The 18497-nt window shown below is 53.7% G+C and carries 21 protein-coding genes and 1 riboswitch; of the genes, 18 read left to right on the plus strand and 3 right to left on the minus strand.

What is annotated here, in order from left to right; genetic code table 11:
• Positions 1-52 precede the first annotated feature (52 nt).
• Positions 53-1447: an amino acid permease gene (locus C772_RS14180; protein WP_008301086.1), complete on the minus strand. Its 1395-nt coding sequence runs from the start codon at positions 1445-1447 to the stop codon at positions 53-55.
• 316 nt (positions 1448-1763) lie between these two features.
• Between C772_RS14180 and C772_RS14185 the strand changes: the two genes are divergently transcribed.
• From C772_RS14185 to C772_RS14235, 12 genes are all read left to right on the plus strand, one after another.
• The gene (locus C772_RS14185) at positions 1764-2600 is read left to right on the plus strand and encodes an aldo/keto reductase (protein ID WP_008301089.1); all 837 of its coding nucleotides are present in this window, start codon (positions 1764-1766) and stop codon (positions 2598-2600) included.
• A 190-nt stretch (positions 2601-2790) separates the two neighbouring features.
• Positions 2791-3651 (plus strand): DUF72 domain-containing protein, encoded by an 861-nt coding sequence (locus C772_RS14190; protein ID WP_008301091.1) that lies wholly within the window; start codon positions 2791-2793, stop codon positions 3649-3651.
• The gene (locus C772_RS14195) at positions 3651-4475 is read left to right on the plus strand and encodes a sulfite exporter TauE/SafE family protein (RefSeq protein ID WP_008301093.1); all 825 of its coding nucleotides are present in this window, start codon (positions 3651-3653) and stop codon (positions 4473-4475) included. The genes C772_RS14190 and C772_RS14195 overlap by 1 nt, the downstream gene beginning before the upstream one ends.
• A gap of 7 nt (positions 4476-4482) precedes the next feature.
• Positions 4483-5862, plus strand: a complete 1380-nt coding sequence (locus C772_RS14200) for a bifunctional metallophosphatase/5'-nucleotidase (protein WP_035002533.1) — start codon at positions 4483-4485, stop codon at positions 5860-5862.
• Between the two features lie 42 nt (positions 5863-5904).
• Positions 5905-6681: a sporulation protein YunB gene (yunB, locus tag C772_RS14205; protein WP_008301097.1), complete on the plus strand. Its 777-nt coding sequence runs from the start codon at positions 5905-5907 to the stop codon at positions 6679-6681.
• Between the two features lie 59 nt (positions 6682-6740).
• Positions 6741-6919: riboswitch (Lysine riboswitch) on the plus strand.
• A 133-nt stretch (positions 6920-7052) separates the two neighbouring features.
• Positions 7053-8648 carry a Na+/H+ antiporter NhaC family protein gene (locus tag C772_RS14210; protein WP_008301099.1) on the plus strand — a complete coding sequence of 532 codons (1596 nt, stop codon included), beginning with the start codon at positions 7053-7055 and terminating at the stop codon, positions 8646-8648.
• Positions 8649-8838: 190 nt separating this feature from the next.
• Entirely contained in the window at positions 8839-10368 is a 1530-nt protein-coding gene (locus tag C772_RS14215) for a sodium-dependent transporter (RefSeq protein ID WP_008301100.1), read from the plus strand.
• A gap of 12 nt (positions 10369-10380) precedes the next feature.
• Positions 10381-10485 (plus strand): methionine/alanine import family NSS transporter small subunit, encoded by a 105-nt coding sequence (locus tag C772_RS16450; protein ID WP_008301103.1) that lies wholly within the window; start codon positions 10381-10383, stop codon positions 10483-10485.
• Between the two features lie 141 nt (positions 10486-10626).
• Positions 10627-11556 (plus strand): lipoyl synthase, encoded by a 930-nt coding sequence (gene lipA, locus C772_RS14220; protein ID WP_008301105.1) that lies wholly within the window; start codon positions 10627-10629, stop codon positions 11554-11556.
• Between the two features lie 14 nt (positions 11557-11570).
• Positions 11571-11915: a YutD family protein gene (locus tag C772_RS14225; RefSeq protein WP_008301107.1), complete on the plus strand. Its 345-nt coding sequence runs from the start codon at positions 11571-11573 to the stop codon at positions 11913-11915.
• Between the two features lie 42 nt (positions 11916-11957).
• The gene (locus tag C772_RS14230) at positions 11958-12410 is read left to right on the plus strand and encodes a DUF86 domain-containing protein (RefSeq protein ID WP_008301109.1); all 453 of its coding nucleotides are present in this window, start codon (positions 11958-11960) and stop codon (positions 12408-12410) included.
• Positions 12407-13174: a TIGR01457 family HAD-type hydrolase gene (locus C772_RS14235; RefSeq protein WP_008301111.1), complete on the plus strand. Its 768-nt coding sequence runs from the start codon at positions 12407-12409 to the stop codon at positions 13172-13174. Before C772_RS14230 ends, C772_RS14235 begins: the two co-directional genes overlap by 4 nt.
• A gap of 49 nt (positions 13175-13223) precedes the next feature.
• On the opposite strand, the gene C772_RS14240 is transcribed toward C772_RS14235, so the two are convergent.
• Positions 13224-13466, minus strand: coding sequence for a YuzB family protein (locus tag C772_RS14240; RefSeq protein WP_008301113.1), 243 nt, complete (start codon positions 13464-13466; stop codon positions 13224-13226).
• A 145-nt stretch (positions 13467-13611) separates the two neighbouring features.
• Between C772_RS14240 and C772_RS14245 the strand changes: the two genes are divergently transcribed.
• Positions 13612-14679 carry an NAD(P)/FAD-dependent oxidoreductase gene (locus C772_RS14245; protein WP_008301115.1) on the plus strand — a complete coding sequence of 356 codons (1068 nt, stop codon included), beginning with the start codon at positions 13612-13614 and terminating at the stop codon, positions 14677-14679.
• A 179-nt stretch (positions 14680-14858) separates the two neighbouring features.
• Here C772_RS14245 and C772_RS14250 read toward each other — a convergent pair whose 3' ends face one another.
• Positions 14859-15188 (minus strand): YuzD family protein, encoded by a 330-nt coding sequence (locus C772_RS14250; protein WP_008301117.1) that lies wholly within the window; start codon positions 15186-15188, stop codon positions 14859-14861.
• A 95-nt stretch (positions 15189-15283) separates the two neighbouring features.
• Between C772_RS14250 and C772_RS14255 the strand changes: the two genes are divergently transcribed.
• From C772_RS14255 to C772_RS14275, 5 genes are all read left to right on the plus strand, one after another.
• Positions 15284-15505, plus strand: coding sequence for a NifU family protein (locus tag C772_RS14255; RefSeq protein ID WP_232524048.1), 222 nt, complete (start codon positions 15284-15286; stop codon positions 15503-15505).
• Between the two features lie 100 nt (positions 15506-15605).
• Complete coding sequence (locus tag C772_RS14260) at positions 15606-15968, plus strand: HesB/IscA family protein (protein ID WP_008301122.1); 363 nt, start codon at positions 15606-15608, stop codon at positions 15966-15968.
• A gap of 176 nt (positions 15969-16144) precedes the next feature.
• Positions 16145-17362 carry an NAD(P)/FAD-dependent oxidoreductase gene (locus tag C772_RS14265; RefSeq protein WP_008301124.1) on the plus strand — a complete coding sequence of 406 codons (1218 nt, stop codon included), beginning with the start codon at positions 16145-16147 and terminating at the stop codon, positions 17360-17362.
• Between the two features lie 163 nt (positions 17363-17525).
• Complete coding sequence (locus C772_RS14270) at positions 17526-18041, plus strand: NUDIX domain-containing protein (RefSeq protein WP_008301126.1); 516 nt, start codon at positions 17526-17528, stop codon at positions 18039-18041.
• An 82-nt stretch (positions 18042-18123) separates the two neighbouring features.
• Positions 18124-18453 (plus strand): YuiB family protein, encoded by a 330-nt coding sequence (locus C772_RS14275; RefSeq protein WP_008301128.1) that lies wholly within the window; start codon positions 18124-18126, stop codon positions 18451-18453.
• Positions 18454-18497 lie beyond the last annotated feature (44 nt).

The following is an 18497-nucleotide window of genomic DNA, read 5'->3' on the forward strand; positions in this document are numbered from 1 at the left end:
CCCTTGCCATCATCGGCAAGGGTTTTTTGTGTTTCACTGAGAGTGCTGAACTTCAATATTTGACAGGATCATGCTCCTCAACATGAATCACTTCAACTTCAGACGACCTGGATATGCGGGTCTTATAGATGACGGCCAGCATGATAAACCACAACGGCGTCACCATCAATGAAATGCGCGTATCTTCCGCAATCGCAAGCACGACCAGAACAAAGGCCAGGAAAGCCAGAATCAGATAATTGGCAAACGGATACAGCGGCATTTTGAACTTGTTCACCTTGGCCAATTCAGGCCTTGTCCTGCGATATTTCAGATGGCTGAGAACAGTGATTCCCCAAACAAAGATAAAGCAGACGGTAGAAATGCTGGTGATCAGGGTAAATACGCCTTCAGGCATCACATAATTCAAAACAACGGAGATGAGTATGACAGCCGTCGAAAAAAACAATGCCTTGGATGGAACTTTTCGCCGGTCCAGTTTCGCGAACTTTTCCGGTGCATCTTTTTCTTTGGCCAGGGAATAAAGCATCCGGCTTGTACTGAATATGGCACTGTTGCAGGCTGAGGCCGCGGAAGTGAGCACGACAAAATTGACGATTCCTGCAGCTGCGGCAATGCCGACAGCTACGAATACCTGGACGAAGGGGCTTTTTGCCGGGTCAATCGAGTTCCAGGGGTAAACGCTCATAATGACAAAAAGAGCACCGATATAGAAGATCAATATCCTGATCGGAATGCTATTGATCGCCTTAGGGATGACTTTTTCCGGATTTTCAGTTTCTCCGGCTGTGAGCCCGACAAGCTCAATACCGACAAAAGCGAAGACGACCATCTGAAACGATAGGATGAAACCGTTGATGCCATTCGGGAACAGTCCGCCATGACTCCATATATTCGCGAAAGAGGCTGCGCCTGAATCCGTGGAAAAGCCTTTGATGATCATCAATATCCCGACCACGATCAGTCCGATGATCGCGATGATTTTAATCAGGGCAAACCAGAATTCGATTTCCCCGAAAAGCTTCACGGTGGCCAGGTTCATGAAAAGCAGGACAATGAGTGCGATGAGGCCAGGCATCCATTGGGGGACACCGGGAATCCAGTATTGCGTATAGATCCCGATAGCCGTCAGATCGGCCATGGCGATGCAGATCCAGCAGAACCAATAGGTCCACCCTGTGATAAACGCCGCCATTTCACCGAAGTAGTCTTTGACAAAATCCACGAATGAGTGATAGTCCAGATTGCTCATCAATAGCTCTCCGAGTGAGCGCATGATCAAAAATAAAATGATGCCTGTGATCAGATAAGACAATAAAATCGAAGGTCCTGCAAGGTGAATCGACTTTCCCGCACCAAGGAACAACCCAGTGCCAATGGCACCGCCGATGGCGATCAGTTGTACGTGCCTATTTTTTAATCCGCGCTCCAGTGTCTGTTCCTGCATCTTCTTCCCCTCCGTTACCTCCCGCAAAAAGAAAAAAGGACAGAAGAACGTGATTCCCGTCTTTGTCCTATTTAATGTTCAGTTGCAATCATAATAGCGTTTGTCCGGCATGACAGCTCCACGCTACACCAGATCCTGAACGAGAGAATATGAGTAAAATCATTAACAATGTTGAAATTATTTATATTCGAATGATAATTTGTCGAATGATGTTTGTCAATCAGCTTTTTGGGGACCAGCCTCACAACTTCTTTGCCGTTTGCTTAGCCACAGGCTGCTTGTGGTATGGGATAGGGGACGAAAGGAGAGAGACAAAATGGATATTCCTGAACTCAAGCTGAGAGACGGCCATTCCCTGCCTGTAATAGGCTATGGCACGGTGTTCTTAAAAGGGGGAGATGCCGTCCAATCCTTTAAACATGCGATCGACAACGGTTATCGGCTGTTGGACACAGCCTATAATTATGAAAATGAAGGAACACTTGGAAAGGCGATCAGGCAGGCTTCTGCCGGCCGTGAGGAACTTACTGTCACTTCCAAGCTGCCCGGTCGTTATCATGAATACAGCGAGGCACTGAAAGCCATCGAAGAATCGCTTTACCGCGCGCAGCTTGATCATTTTGACCTGTATCTGATCCACTGGCCGAACCCTAAGGAAGGCAAGTATGTGGAAGCCTGGCAGGCATTGATCGAGGCGAAAAAGCGCGGTCTGGTCCGGTCAATCGGCGTCAGCAACTTCCTGCCGGAACATATTGAGCAACTGGATAAAGAAACAGGTGAGCTGCCGGTGATCAACCAGATCGAGATGCACCCATTCTTCAACCAGGCGGACCAGCGGAAGTGGCATGAAGAGCGGAAAATCGTCACGGAGTCATGGAGTCCGCTTTTCCGGGGGCGGGGTGTCTTGAGTGAGCCGGCTATTATGACACTTGCAGAAAGCTATGGGAAGACGCCGGCACAGATCGTCCTGCGCTGGCATTATCAGCATGGAGTGGTCTCCATACCACGCTCCGCCCATCCGGACAGGCAGCGTGAAAACCTGGCGATCTTCGACTTTGAACTGTCTGAAGAAGACATGGAGAAGATCGATTCCCTCAGCCGCCCGGATGGACGCATCGACGACCAGGATCCGGCTGTATATCAGGAATTCTGACGGGGTCACGCCATGACTGGCGGCATGAATGATAAGCTGTTTTGCGGAAATCAGGCAAAGGGGACGGTGATTGATCACTGTCTCCTTTTTGGTATGCCTTTTCGTTCCTCTGCCGGCTTTCCGCGTCTCCGATGCGGGTATTGTGATAAGATAAATCATATGAAAATAGGATGAAGGGAGAGGGAGGCCCATGATCAGGGTTGGCCTGACCGGATGGGGCGACCACCCGGATGTTTACAGCCCCGCTTCCAAGAAAACAGATAAGCTGAAGGACTACGGCGGCCATTTTAAGATCGTTGAGCTGGACTCGACCTTTTACGCCATCCAGCCGGAGCGGAATATCCGGAAATGGATTGGCGAGACGCCCGACGATTTCGGTTTTATCGTCAAGGCGTACCAGGGCATGACCGGCCACCACCGGGGTCGGCTCCCCTATGAATCGGAAGAAGAGATGTTCCGGCTTTTCCGGCTGTCGGTCGGACCGATGCTGGAGGCAGGAAAGCTGCCGATGATCCTCGCCCAGTACCCGCCCTGGTTCGACTGCACAAAAGAGAACGTCGGGGTACTGAGGAAGATGAGGGAGTACCTCGATGACCTCGATGTGGCCGTCGAGTTCCGGCATCAGTCCTGGTACTCGGAGAAATACCGTAAAGGCACTCTCGACTTTCTGAGAGAGCAGCGGTTTATCCATTCGGTATGCGATGAACCGCAGGCGGGCGACGGCAGCGTCCCCTTCGTCCCGGAAGCAACACGCGAGGACAAGACACTTGTCCGGCTTCACGGGCGCAACACGGCCGGGTGGAAGGCCAATGGGCGTGATGATAAGAAGTGGCGGGAAGTCCGCTACCTGTATGACTATAATGACAACGAACTAAAAGGGCTGGCCGGGGAGATTTCCGGCATCTCCTCTGAGGATGTATTTGTCGTCTTTAATAACAACTCGGGCGGACATGCTGCGGAAAATGCCAAGCGGTTCATGGGCATCGCAGGAATTGAAACGGCCCGGCCCGGCGCTCAGCAGCTGGATCTGTTTGGCGGGGAGGACCTCTGATGGAGTTTGTTATCCTGGCCGTGACGGGGCTGTTTGCCGGCATCGTGGGCGCTTTGGTCGGCCTCGGGGGCGGTGTGGTCCTCGTGCCGGCCGCCCTTTACTTCGGCATCACACTAGGCTGGGTACCGGGCCTGACCCCTCAGAAAATTGTCGGCCTGTCTGTCATCATGATGATCTTCATCGGGCTGTCTTCGACGCTCTCCTATATGAAATCGAAGACGGTTGATTACCGGAGCGGGCTGATCTTTTTCGCGGGCAGCATCCCCGGAACGGTTCTCGGGGCTTACGTAAACAAAGGGCTGGACCTGCCGTCGTTTAATCTGTATTTCGGCATCCTGCTCATTTTCCTGTCCGTGCTTCTGCTGGTCAGGAAACATCTGAAACCGGTCCGGTGGTTTGTCGAGCATGGCAGGCCGCGAACGTTCCGGGAACCGGAAGGGACCATCCACGAATACGGATATCCCGTCTGGTTTGCGGTCATGCTGACATTTGTCGTCGGATTTGCTTCGGGACTCTTTGGGATTGGCGGAGGCTCAATTCTTGTTCCCGCGATGATTCTGCTGTTCCTGTTCCCGCCGCATGTGGCCGTGGGCACGTCGATGTTCATGGTCTTCCTGTCCGCCATTGTCAATGCCGCAAGCCATATCTCACTCGGCAATGTTCCGTGGCTCTATACGCTTCCGGTCGTGCCGGCAGCTTACATAGGGGCAAAAATCGGAGCAGCCCTGAACAAACGCCTGAACTCGGAAGCACTTGTGACCGCTCTCCGGATCATCCTCCTGATCACGGGGATCCGGTCCATTTATGAAGGAATCTGGGGCTGATTGCACGTTGAAGGAAACCATTCACATTTATCATACGAACGATCTTCATAGCCATTTTGAAAGGTGGCCGCGAATACGGGATTTCCTCCTGAAGAGAAAGTCATTCCACAAAGAACAGGGAGAGGCATGCTACCTGTTCGATATCGGTGACCATATCGACCGCTCCCATCCCTATACCGATGCCACGAGAGGAAAGGGAAACGTACTGATGCTGAATGAGATCGGCTATGATGCGGTTACGATCGGAAATAATGAAGGAATCACTCTTTCTCCGGGTGAACTGGCTGATCTTTATGAGGAAGCAAAGTTTCCGGTCGTGCTGGACAACCTGTTCAATGAAGAGGGAAAGCGGCCCGCATGGACGGTCCCTGAGGCCTATCTGACCACCCGATCCGGCATCCGCATCGGCCTGATCGCCGCGACTGCCGATTTCAGCACGTCCTATGAACGTCTGGGATGGCAGGTGACCGGACCGCGTTCCGCGCTTGAGGCGGCAGCGCCGCGCGTAAGCGGACAGTCCGATATCCTTGTCTGCCTGTCGCATATGGGCTCATCGGAAGACGAACGGCTTGCGCAGTACACTGGCGGCAAAATAGACGTCATTCTCGGCGGACATACGCATCATCTGTATCCGGACGGCAGGGAAGTCGGCGGCACGCTGATTGCCGCAGCGGGCAAATGGGGACAGTATGTCGGGGAAGTGACACTGACATTCGACCACACCGAAGGGCGGATTGTAGAAGCAACGGCTGAGGTCCACGACACGGAGACGCTTCCCATACCCGGCGACGACACGGACTATGACCGGCAGTTGAGGAAGAGGGCGGCGGAGCTGCTGTCGTCAACCGTGTTCCTGAACCCCTCGGAACTATGGGGCAGCTGGGACGGACCAACGCCGCTTTCCGATCTGTTCGCTGAAGCACTCATTGCCCACACCGGTGCCGACTGTGCCATGTTCAACTCGGGAATCTTTCTCGGAGGACTTCCGGAAGGCCCCGTTTCAGGGATGGATCTGCACCGCCTCCTGCCGCATCCGATCAATCCGTGTGTGATCACGCTGACAGGCGCAGAACTTGAAGAGGCGTACGAGCTGAGCCTGAATCCGGAATGGCCTGATGTCCGGCTTAAAGGACTCGGATTCCGCGGAGAGCAGGTAGGGGCGATGATCCATCAGGAAATGGTCCGCGGAAAAGACGGAAAACTGATCGTGGCAGGCAGTGCCGTGGAACCCGGCAGGATGTACCGGCTCGCGACATTGGATCTGTTTACTTACGGATTCTTCTTTCCGGCATTCAAGCAGGCCAGGAAAGAATACTTTATGCCGGAATTGATCAGGGACGTGCTTGCCGGTTATGCCATCCGGAAGTACGGAACCCCGTCCTCATAAATCCATCCCTCTCCCCGTAAGATGGGGCAGGGGGATTATTTATTGAAGTTTCCTTATGCGCGCAGGAGGAGGCTGCGACCCGGAGCGGGAAAAAGGCGGCTCCTGCCGCTTCTCCTCCCGATCGGCCTGGTCCTGATGGGACTCATGTTTTATTTTGTGAATGCCCGGCTCACGCCGGCGCTCACCGAATATGCGGAAGTGCAGACGTCAAAAATCGCCTCTCAGGTGATTGCCAAAGCGATTGACGCAAGAACAGCCAATGTCCTTGATGTGAATGACATCATCGAATATGTGCCGGCTGAGCAGTCTGAGGTCGTGACGGCCAAGCTGAATACTGAGATTATCAACCGCTTCATTGCGGAAACACACGGATTGGTCGAGGACCACCTTGAAATGGCGGAAGCCGGTGACCTGAGTGCACTGCCGAAAATCGAAAACATTGAGTATGACGTGGAGACGATGAAGGACCGGGACGGCATTGTCTTCTTCGTGCCGCTCGGGCAGGCGATCGGGATGCCGATGCTCGGGAATCTCGGACCAAAAGTGCCGATCCGTTTTCATGTGATCGGCAATGTCCACGCCAACGCCAAGACCGAAATCCGTGAGTTCGGCATCAACAACGCACTGGTCGAAGTGAACGCCATCATCCAGGTGAATGTCCAGATCATCGTGCCGTTCGCCTCCAAGCAGGCGGCCGTCCAGCAGCAGATTCCGATTGCCATCGGTCTCGTACAGGGACAGGTGCCGCATATCTTCAACAAAGGAGAGAATGTGGACCCGCCGTCGATCGAGGTGCCGATCCCGCTTCCTGAGGAATAAGTTGGTATTGCAATCAGCAGGTCCATCTGTTATGATCGGTGACATAGTATGAATAGACTCGATTGGGTAGAGGCCGCAATCGCTTATGAGTAGCACACGTGAGTTGACAACGATGACCGTGCGTAAAAGGAAGCATTGCCGAAGTGGACCGGAGCAGTCAGCGAAGGTCCGCTGGGGCCATTCCGAACAGGGATGGCACTGTCATGCGGAAAAAACCGCATGGAGAGCTACAGATCGTACGTTGTAATGATGCATTTCAACTGACGAACGTAGTGACGGCCGGCTTCCCTTTGCGCAACAGCGCAGGGTGCCGGCCGTTTTTGCTTTTGCGGAAAGGCTTTTACCCCTTCAGAAAATGGAGGAATTAGATTATGTCAGGTACTATACTCTCGATCCTGCCGCCGATTATTGCCATCGTCATGGTACTGATCACAAAGCGTGTTCTTCTCTCGCTCGGCACGGGGATCATTGCGGGCGCGCTGATTGTTGCCTCGTTCAGCCCGCTGGAATCACTCCAAGCGTTCTGGACGGCGCTGACGATCACTTTCTGGGACGGCGGCCTGAACACGTATAACATATTCATCACGCTGTTTGTCATCCTCCTCGGTGTTCTGACGGCATTTGTCAGCCTGTCGGGCGGAAGCCGGGCATTTGCCGAATGGGCGACAAAGCGCATCCGGACCCGCCGGGGGGCAAGGCTTCTTCCGGTATTTCTGGGAATCCTGATTTTCGTGGATGATTACTTTAATGCGCTGGCCGTCGGGCAGATTGCACGTCCTGTCACGGACAGCCACAAGATCTCCCGGGCCAAGCTGGCATACTTCATCGACTCGACGTCTGCACCGATCTGTGCGATCGCCCCGATCTCCAGCTGGGGTGCCTATCTGATCGGAGTCATCGGGACCATCCTCGCGGGTGCTTCTGTCGTCTCCTACTCGGCGCTCGAGGCTTTCCTGCTCATGATCCCGATGAACTTCTATGTATTTGCTACCCTGGTCTTCGTGTTTTTTGCGGCCATCACCAACTTTGATTTCGGCGAGATGCGCAAGCATGAACGCCGGGCGATCGAAAAAGGGGAACTGTTTGATCCGAACAAGGCAGTGCCGGGTGAGCTAAAGGAAGAGTTCCCTGTCCACAACAACGGACGTGTCATGGATCTCGTGCTTCCGATCATCACACTCGTCGCTGTCACATTCGGCGCAATGATGCTGACAGGCTACAGGGGAAGCATGGCTGAATATGGCAGTGCGGATATCTGGACCATCTTTGAGATGACCGATGTGCCGCTGTCGCTTCTTTCCGGCGGCATAGCCGGTGTTGCGGTTGCACTGATTCTCTTCATGACCCAGCCGGGGAAAGAAGACTTCCGGAAAACAGACTTTATCGTCCCCGCATTCATCAGCGGTGTCAGGGCGATGATGCCTGCAGTGTCCATCCTCATTCTTGCATGGGCTCTGACGTATCTGATCGGCGAACTCGAGACAGGTGCCTATCTGTCCGGTGTTGTCGAACGTGCCAACATTCCTGCGGAACTTCTTCCGGCGATCATGTTCGTTCTTGCCGGCGTCATGGCTTTCTCCACGGGAACGTCCTGGGGATCGTTCGGCATCCTGCTTCCGATTGCGGGTGAAGTCATGCTGAACGCAGCACCCGAGATGCTGATCGCATCGCTGGCCGCGGTACTCGGAGGAGCGGTATTCGGTGACCACTGCTCGCCGATCTCCGACTCGACCATCATGTCGTCGACCGGAGCGGGCTCCAACCATATCGACCATGTCGCCACCCAGCTGCCTTATGCACTGTCCAGCGCCGCCATCGCAACAATCGGCTATGTGGTCATGGGGCTGACAGATTCTCTTGCAATGGGGCTTACGACCGTAGCGGTCCTGCTCGCGGCTGTGATTGTATTCTGGATGATGAAGGGGCGAACAGCCACTCCAGCCATGCATGAACATACAGGTAATTGAGTCAAAAGACAGGGAAACCCCCTGTCTTTTGTTATGGGCAAATATCCTGTCGAAAAATGAAAAAGACTTTGACTTCATATTTCAGGGTCGTTATACTTATAATAGCTTTAAAGATGTCAGAATAAAATAAATCTTCCCGTTTATTAAAAATCAGGGGGATGGGCGGGGAGAACCATCAAGGGGGATCAATATGGGACAGCGTTCACAATGGGGGACGAGGGCCGGCTTTATTCTGGCTGCAGTAGGGTCTGCGGTCGGCCTGGGGAACATCTGGCGTTTTCCTTATGTCGCCTATGAAAATGGCGGCGGGGCATTTTTCATTCCTTATCTATTCGCGCTTCTGACAGCCGGAATCCCAATTCTGATCATGGAGTTCACGATCGGACAGAAGTACCGGGGCTCAGCACCGCTCTCCTTCTTCCGCATGGAAGGGAAAAAGGCCGAATGGCTCGGCTGGTGGGGTGTCTTTGTCGCTTTTGTCATTTCCACCTATTATTCAGTGATCATCGCATGGGCGATGAAATACACGGTCTATTCGTTTAACCTTCAGTGGGGAGACGACACGACGGGCTTCCTGTTTGGCGATGTGCTGAACCTGGCAGATACACCGGGGCAGGTCGGCGGATTCGTGCCGGGCGTCCTGATCCCGCATATTCTTGTGTGGATCATCGTGTTCGGCATCCTGTTTGCGGGGGTCAAGAAGGGAATTGAGTTTGCAAACCGGATTTTCATCCCGGCACTCGTCATCGTCTTCCTGCTGATTGTCATCCGGGCGGTCACGCTGCCTGGCGCTCTGACCGGGCTTGAGGCATTCTTCAAGCCGGATCTCAGCCAGCTTGCGAACGGCACCGTCTGGGTAGCGGCCTACGGCCATATCTTCTTCAGTCTCTCGATCGCATTCGCAATCATGATCACGTACTCGAGCTATCTGCCGAAAAAATCGGATATCACGAACAATGCCTTCATCACCGGCTTTGCGAATTCCGGGTTCGAGCTTCTTGCGGGAATCGGCGTCTTTGCAGCACTCGGGTTCATGGCTGTCCAGAATAACGTGCCTGTTGACGAAGTGGCTACGGCCGGCGTCGGGCTGGCCTTTGCGGTATTCCCGCAGATCATCAATGAGTTCCCGGGCATGAACGCCCTGTTCGGCGTCCTGTTCTTCCTGTCTCTCGTATTGGCGGGACTCACATCGCTCATATCGATCTGTGAGACGTATGTGGCAGGCCTTTCAGAGAAGCTGGGGATTTCGCGGAATAAGGCGGTCCTCTTTGGGGCAGGTCTGGCCTCGCTGATCTCGCTGCTGTTCTCGACACGCGGCGGACTCTACTTCCTGGATGCGGCCGACTATTTCATCAACCAATTCGGCGTCGCCTTTATCGGGCTGATCGAAGTCATCGCGGTTGCCTGGATCTTCCGCAAGCTTGACGTATTCAAGGAACATGCAAATCCGATGTCCGATATCCAGATCGGGGGATGGTGGAAGTTCTCCCTGACCGTGATCACGCCTCTGGTGCTTGGCTATATGATGTTCGATCTGTTCCGGACGAATCTCGGCAAGCGCTTTGACACAGAAACCGGCAACTATGAAGGGTATTCGGATGCCTTCATCCTTGGCGCCGGATGGTCGGTAGCCATCGCAGCACTTGTCCTCGGTATTCTGTTCACCCTGTTCAAATGGAACAGACATGCACTTGAGCCATATGACAGAGACCAATCATAAGGGGGAAGTTCCATGAGCGGATCGGCGATTTTCATGATGATCCTCGGCATTCTGATCATCTGGGGCGGCCTTGCGGCAAGCATTGCAAACGCAGTCACCAAAGCCAAAAAACGTTAAAACGGAAGCGTCCCTTTATGGGGCGCTTTTTTCACGCCTGGCGCTTCCGGCACCCTTCACTGGCTGTTGTCCCGGCTTGTCCATTGTGTTACATTGACAACAGTGAGCATTTTCAAAACAGAGAGAATGGAGCCGATGGCGATGACATCATGCAAGCCTGGAAACGAGCACATCCGAAAGCCGGATTGGCTAAAAATCAAGCTGAACACCAATGAGAACTATGTCGACCTGAAAAAGATGATGCGCGAGAAAGGTCTGCATACCGTCTGTGAAGAGGCACGCTGCCCGAACATCCACGAGTGCTGGGGCGAGCGCAGAACGGCCACATTCATGATTCTGGGTGCCGTCTGCACGAGGGCCTGCCGCTTCTGTGCGGTCAAGACAGGACTGCCGAACGAACTTGACCTGGCCGAGCCGGAACGCGTAGCGGATTCAGTCGCCCTGATGAACCTCAAGCACGCCGTGATCACGATGGTGGCACGCGATGACCAGCGCGACGGGGGAGCAGGCGTGATGGCAGAAACCATCCGGGCCATCCGCCGCAAAAACCCGTTCACCACGGTTGAGGTGCTGCCGTCCGACCTTGCAGGTGATTACGACAGCCTGAAAACACTCATGGACGCCAAGCCGGATATCCTGAACCACAACATCGAGACCGTCCGCCGCATGACTAAACGGGTTCGTGCACGGGCTACCTATGACCGTTCCCTTGAGTTCCTGCGCCGGGCGAAAGAGATGCAGCCTGACATTCCGACGAAGTCCTCGCTTATGGTCGGCCTCGGCGAAACTTGGGAAGAAATCATTGAGACGATGGATGATCTCCGAGCAAACAATGTGGACATCATGACGATCGGACAGTACCTCCAGCCGACGAAAAAGCATATTGCCGTGCAGAAATACTATACGCCGCAGGAATTTGGCGAGCTCCGCAAGATCGCCATGACGAAAGGCTTCTCCCATTGCGAAGCAGGCCCTCTGGTGCGCAGCAGCTACCACGCGGATGAGCAGGTCAACGCGGCCGCCCGAGAGCGTCAGCGCCGCGGCGAAAGTGAACTTGCCGTCCAATCCTGAAAGAAGGAACGTATATGATCAAGATCGAAAACACCGAGTATGAAGTGGTCAGGGATTACCGGGATGCCCTTCAGGAAGATGCGCTTGAGTCCCGCTACAGCGAAATCCTCACCAAGTATGACTACATCGTCGGTGACTGGGGCTATGGCCAGCTCCGGCTTCGCGGATTCTTCGACGATAAAAATCCGAAGGCGACCATTGCGACGAAAATCAGCACACTCGAGGATTATCTGTACGAGCACTGTAACTTTGGCTGTGCCTATTTTGTACTGAAGAAAATCCCGAAGCCAAAGGGGAGTCCGAAAAAACAGGACGACCGGCCAGAAAAGGAACAGGATGACCCGCAAAACGGCGAATAACCCGTTGCGGGTTTTCGTCTTGTACCGACAGGAGGAATCATCATGTATTTTATCGACCGAAACAAAGTGGAAAAGACCGCATCCCATATGGAGCATCTATTTAATGTGTTCGACAACCGCTCCGATTGGTCGGACAGCCCGGCCGGAATGCTGGCACAGGAACGCATCGCCCATAACCTGATTGAAGCGGTGATCGACATCGGCAATACGCTGATCGACGGTTTCATCATGCGGGATCCCGGCAGTTACGAAGACATCATTGATATTCTTCTGGATGAGAAAGTGATTGAAGCGGATATGGAGTCGCCGCTAAAAGAGCTGATCGGGCTGAGAAAGATGATTGTCCGTGAATTCATGGATGTCGACTCCGCCGAAGTGGAGCGTGTGCTGGACAAGACGCTTCCGGCCCTCCGGCGTTTCCCGGACTCTACCCGACGCTATCTTGCCGAGGAGCTCGGTCCGGTCTCCGCATTTCTTCCGGAGGACAATGAATGAGGGAATATCAGGCCTGGTGCTTTGACCTGGACGGCACGGTCTATCGCGGAAAAGAACCGATACCGGAAACAGTCCGCTTTATCCGCGGTCTGAGGGAGAAGGGGGCCGGCGTGTTCTTCGTGACCAACAACTCCGCGCTGACACCAGAACAGCAGTCCGAGAAGCTGGAGGGGATGGGCATCACAGCCGCTCCTGAAGAAATCATGACCTCATCGGTTGCGACGGCGGAACATCTGCTGAAAAATCACGGCGCTCTCCCGGTCAGCATGATCGGAGAAGAGGGTCTCCGAACGGCATTGGAGTCGGCAGGCCACCGGATTGTACGGGAATCTCCGGATGCCGTTGTTGTCGGCATAGACCGGGAAATCACATACGGGAAACTCGCCGACGCTTCGCTTGCGGTGTCTGCCGGCGCCCTATTCGTCGCCACGAACAGTGACAAAGCCTATCCGACGGAACGTGGCCTTGTGCCCGGAAACGGGGCGTTTGCCGGCCTGATCGAGCTTGCGACCGGTGTCAGCCCGTTTTATATCGGCAAGCCGTCTGTTCCGATGCTGGAGACACTGGCCGACCGGCATGGACTGAAAAAGGAAGAGATGATCATGGTCGGGGACAACTACGAAACCGATATTATGGCCGGAATCCGCTTCGGAATTGAAACCGTGCATGTGGATACAGGCGTCACGCGGACAGAGGACCTGGCGAAATTCGGGGAACAGCCGACATACGCCCTGAGGACGCTGGACGGATGGACAGAAAACTGAAAAGCGCAATGCCGGATCGGCATTGCGCTTTTATCTATATGGAATTGCATCAGAACAGCGGATTCTCTTCGATAAAACGGTAGATGTTTTCCTTTAGTTCATCCGGCGTCTCGCCTTCGACGATCTCGCCGTTGACGACCGCGTAAAGCGATTCGGCACATTGAGAGCAGAAGCTGAGGCAGCCGTATTCAAGGACATCGAGATTCGGGTCCTGCTCGAGTTCCTCGAATGTTTTCTGTGAACCGCAGGCCATGTTGCTCATGCAGAATTCTACGATCGGATTCACAAACATTCACCTCTCCTACCCGGAAATCGTACTCCTTTTTATGTCCTCAGTCAATTAAACGGCTTATTGTGAAACCTCTCACATTCCGATATAATGGCGATGGAACGCAAGAATTATGAACGAATATTGAACTTCATCAAAGGAGATTATCATGAAGAAACTAGTCCTGTTAGGCGGCGGCTACGGTAATATGAGGGTTCTGCTCCGCCTCCTGCCCAATCAACTTCCTGAGGACCGTGAAATCATCCTGATCGACCGGACGCCGTTTCACAGTCTGAAAACCGAGTTCTATGCGCTTGCAGCGGGGACGGTGCCGGATGCGGAAGTGCGGGTCGACTTTCCTGAGCACGAACGCCTCCGGACGGTCACTGCAGAAGTCGTCGACATCAATATGGATGAAAAATGCGTGTATCTCGACAATGGCGACAGTATCCTTTATGACGACCTCGTCATCGGTCTCGGCTGCGACGATAACTATCATGATGTGCCGGGTGCAGCGGAATATACGCACAGCATCCAGACCATCCGCAAGTCGCGTGATACATATCGTGAAGTTCTGGGTCTGTCCGGAGGCGCTACGGTCGCCATCGTCGGTGCCGGCCTGAGCGGCATCGAAATCGCAAGTGAACTGCGCGAGAGCCGCCCGGACCTGAACATCAAGCTCTTCGACCGGGGCCCGCGTATTCTCCGCGACTTCCCGGAGCGTCTCAGTAATTATGTGCAGAGCTGGTTTGATGAAAACAACGTAGAAGTCATCAGCAACTCGAACATCACAAAAGTCGAACCCCATCTGCTGTACAACCACGAAAATTCAATACCGGCAGATGCGGTCGTATGGACTGCAGGCATCCGGCCGGTCGAAATCGTGCGCAATCTGGAGGTCGAAAAGGCGGGAGGCGGCCGCGTCGTCCTCACTCCGCACCACAACATTCCCGAATACGAAAACGTCTATGTGGTCGGTGACTGCGCCGCGCTTCCTCACGCACCGAGTGCTTACCTGGCTGAGGAGCAGGGCGAGCAGATCGTCAAGGTGCTGAAAATGCGCTGGAACGGCGAAACCCTGCCGGAAAAAATGCCGGAAATCAAACTCCAGGGCATCGTCGGATCCCTCGGCAAGAAAAAAGGCTTCGCCTTCCTCGCCGACCGCACCGTCACCGGCCGCATCGCACGCCTGCTGAAGTCAGGTATCCTCTGGATGTACAAATGGCATAACGGTTAAATTTTTCCGGAATCGCACAAATGCGGTTCCGGATTTGTGATATGTAAAAAATTATCGATGTGGCATGGTTCCGGCTAAGGCAACGCCCGCGAACTAGCGGGCGGAAGAAAAAACTGTAGACAAGGGCATTATGCATGCATTGTCTACAGTCCAACACTCTTTATACTGGATTGGAAAAATCAAGCCTCCGCCGTAAACCCATGCTTCTCTAGTTCCCTGAATACCGGCTTCAGCTGGATATAGCCTTCGCCGACAACTTCTCCGCCGATCATGACAAGCGGATAGAAGAACTCATCATCCCGCACGCGTTCTGCGATGTCGGCCCGAACCGGATCCTCGATCGGCTTCTCTATATCGATATAATCGATCTGGAACGGCTGTCCCGGATACTTCCTGGTAATGGCGGCCTGGAGCCATTCATATGTATCTTTCGAAGAGGGTGCATTCACACAGCTTGCGCAGATGACATCGGCACCGTATACTTCGATATTGATCCCTTTTTCATTCAATTAGAATCCCCCCGGTTTCAGTTATGGATTTTCTGGCTTGAACACATTATAATGAAATCAGTGAAAGGAGTCGAATCGAAGTGACAGAAACAGCGATGATGGATGGTGTACAAGAAGTCCTGGATAAACTGCGTCCGTTCCTTCTCCGCGATGGCGGCGACTGCGAACTCGTTGATGTCGAGGACGGCATCGTGAAACTCCGCCTGCTTGGCGCTTGCGGAACCTGCCCAAGTTCGACAATCACGCTCAAAGCCGGCATCGAGCGTGCGCTCATCGAAGAAGTGCCGGGCGTTGTCGAAGTCGAACAAGTCTTTTGATCTTACGGATCCGCCACGGCGGATCCTTTTCAATAATCGGACCGCCCATTTGAACCGGCGGGCAACAAAGGGTAAGATGGAAGAAAAGGAGTGAGGAAAAATGACACAAGTGGTGGAACTGACGGAAGCTGCGGCCTATCAGGTGAAGGAAATGATGGTCAACAACGAAGAGGAAGGTTCTTTCCTTCGTGTCGGGGTCAACGGCGGCGGATGCAGCGGACTGACCTACGGCCTCAACTTCACGAGAGAGCGCAATGAGGAAGATGAATACCTCGAGCTGCACGGTATCCCGATTGTTGTTGCCAAAGAGGATGCAGGCATCCTGAACGGCACAAAGATCGATTACAAGCAGTCCCTCATGGGCGGCGGCTTCACGATCACCAACCCGAATGCCATTGCATCATGCGGTTGCGGTACATCTTTCAGGACGGCCAAAAAAGAGGGCACACCAGAGAAATGCTGAGTAAAAGACCGGATTTCCGGTCTTTTTTATTTGCCAACCTCCTCTTGAATTACGACATATAAAGGACTAAACTAAGTGTTGAGGGATTTTGTCATTTACGGCACAATGCCGTGACAATCAAGGCATTGGGCCTTCCTACTTATAGACATATTTCATCAAAGGTGGTTGGGATTGAAGTGAAGAGACCTACAGTTCTGGTGCTCGGAGGCGGATACGGCGGACTTTCAACCGTTGTTAACCTCCAGAAGAAAATCGGCACCGACGACATGGACATCGTCCTCGTGAACAAAAATGATTACCACTACGAATCGACCTGGCTTCACGAAGCCGCGGCCGGTACGCTTAAGCCCGAAGATGTTCGCTACGACATCAAACGTGTCATCAACGAAAACAAGGTGAAGTTCGTGAAGGCAACGGTCGAGTCGATCGATGTCGACAACAAGAAAGTCGGTACAGATGCAGGCGAACTTACTTACGACTACCTTGTGATCGGACTTGGCTTCGAAGGCGAAACTTTCGGAATTGAAGGGCTGGACAAGTATGCACTCAGCATCGCAGACGTGAATGCTGCGCGCCAGATCCGCGAACATATCGAGTACCAATTTGCGACTTGGTCGCTTGAACAGGAAAAAGATGATTCCCGCCTGACGATCGTCGTCGGCGGTGCGGGCTTCACGGGTATCGAGTTCCTCGGCGAACTTGGAAACCGCGTGCCGGAGCTTTGCGAGGAGTTTGATGTGCCGCGTGAAAAGGTCCGCGTCATCTGCGTGGAAGCCGCGCCAATGGTCCTGCCGGGCTTTGATCCGAAGCTTGTCGACTATGCGACATCCTATCTGAAATCCAAGGGAATCGAATTCTCCATCGGCACGCCTGTCGTGGAAGCGACTCCTGAAGGCGTCAAGATCAAGACCGGTGAAGAGAAGTTCGAATTCATCAAAGCCGGCACAGTTGTCTGGGCTGCCGGTGTCCGGGGCAACCGCCTGATCGAAGAAACATCGATCGAAAGCAAACGTGCCCGCGTGGCCGTGCGGGAAGACATGCGCGCGCCGGGTTACGACGATGTCTTCATCGTCGGAGACTGCGCCTTCCTAATGAATGAGGAAGCAGGCCGTCCTTACCCGCCGACAGCACAGATCGCCATGCAGCAGGGTGTTCAAGTTGCAGAGAACATCATCAGCCTTGCCAAAGGCGGAAGTACGAAGAAATTCGTTCCGGACCTGAAAGGCACCGTCTGCTCGCTAGGTGATGACGATGCAATCGGTAATGTATTTGACGGCAAGCTGGTCACAGGCAAAAAAGCGAGCTTCCTGAAGAAGATGATCGACAACCGTGCGCTCTATATGATCGGCGGACCGTCGCTCGTCATCAAAAAAGGCAAATTCGACGTTCTTTAATGGATGTCCGGGCGGTGCAGTCCTTTCCATGGGCAGGCCGCCCGATTTGTTGTGTAAAGGAAACCTCCCCGATTCGGCTCCGGCATGTTCACGGAACCGGTTCGGGGAGATTTTTTTAAACTGACCATCCCAGTACGCGGCCGGGATGACGGGAGGAGAAGGTATGGGGAAAGAACGGGGGAAAGTGTGGCTTGGTGCAGCAGGCATCGTCATGAATGGAAACGGAGAATGGCTGGTCGTGAAAAAGACGTACGGCGGCCTAAAAGGCAAATGGTCGTTTCCGGCAGGGTTCGTGGAGCCGGGAGAACGGGCGGATGAAGCGGCAATCCGCGAGGTGGCCGAAGAAACCGGTATCCGGACCGAGCTTTCCGGAATGGCAGGATTCAGGACTGGCGTGCTGAAAGGGGAAATCAGCGATAACATGGCCCTGTTTCTTCTCCGGCCGCTTTCGGATTCACAGCCGGTGATTCCACAGGAGCGGGAAATCGCCGAAGCCAGATGGATGACGCCGCATGAACTTTCGGACTCCCCGGATTCATCGCTTCTGATCCATGAGATAGCAGGCGAAGCCGTTGACGGTGGCCTTCCGGAAGTACGCGGAGCCTGGCCGGGAGACATATTCGGATACACCAGCTACAAGTTCTTTTTCCGCAAAGGCGGCGCCGGCCCTGATTTCTGACAGATTGGTGAACGGGGACCGGCTTGTTGAAAGCGGGTCCCCGTTCCGGTAAACTGATGAAAGGAAATCGGAGGTTAGCGAATTGGACGGTTCATTATCCATTGTAGAAGTTTTGCTGTCGTTCCTGTTGTTCATGGTCATGTTCTTCGGGATCGGCTTCCTTCTGAATATGCTGCTGCGCATGACATGGCTCATGGCGATCGTCTACCCGATTGTGGTCATCCTGATTGTGGATGAAGTGCGGGTGATGGATTATATCACCAGCCCGGGCATGGCTTTCAGCAGCCTCGGAGACAAACTCGTCTCCCTTCATGCAGCAGATATCGTCATCCTGATCGGCGGCTTTGTCGGCGCCATTATCGCAGGCATCGTCATGATCATTCTCCGGAGAATGGGCTACAGGATGTTCTGAGAACCTATAAAAAGCGTTCCGCCTTCATGCGGGACGCTTTTTGT

This window comes from Bhargavaea cecembensis DSE10, from assembly GCF_000348905.1.
Lineage (GTDB): Bacteria > Bacillota > Bacilli > Bacillales_A > Planococcaceae > Bhargavaea > Bhargavaea cecembensis.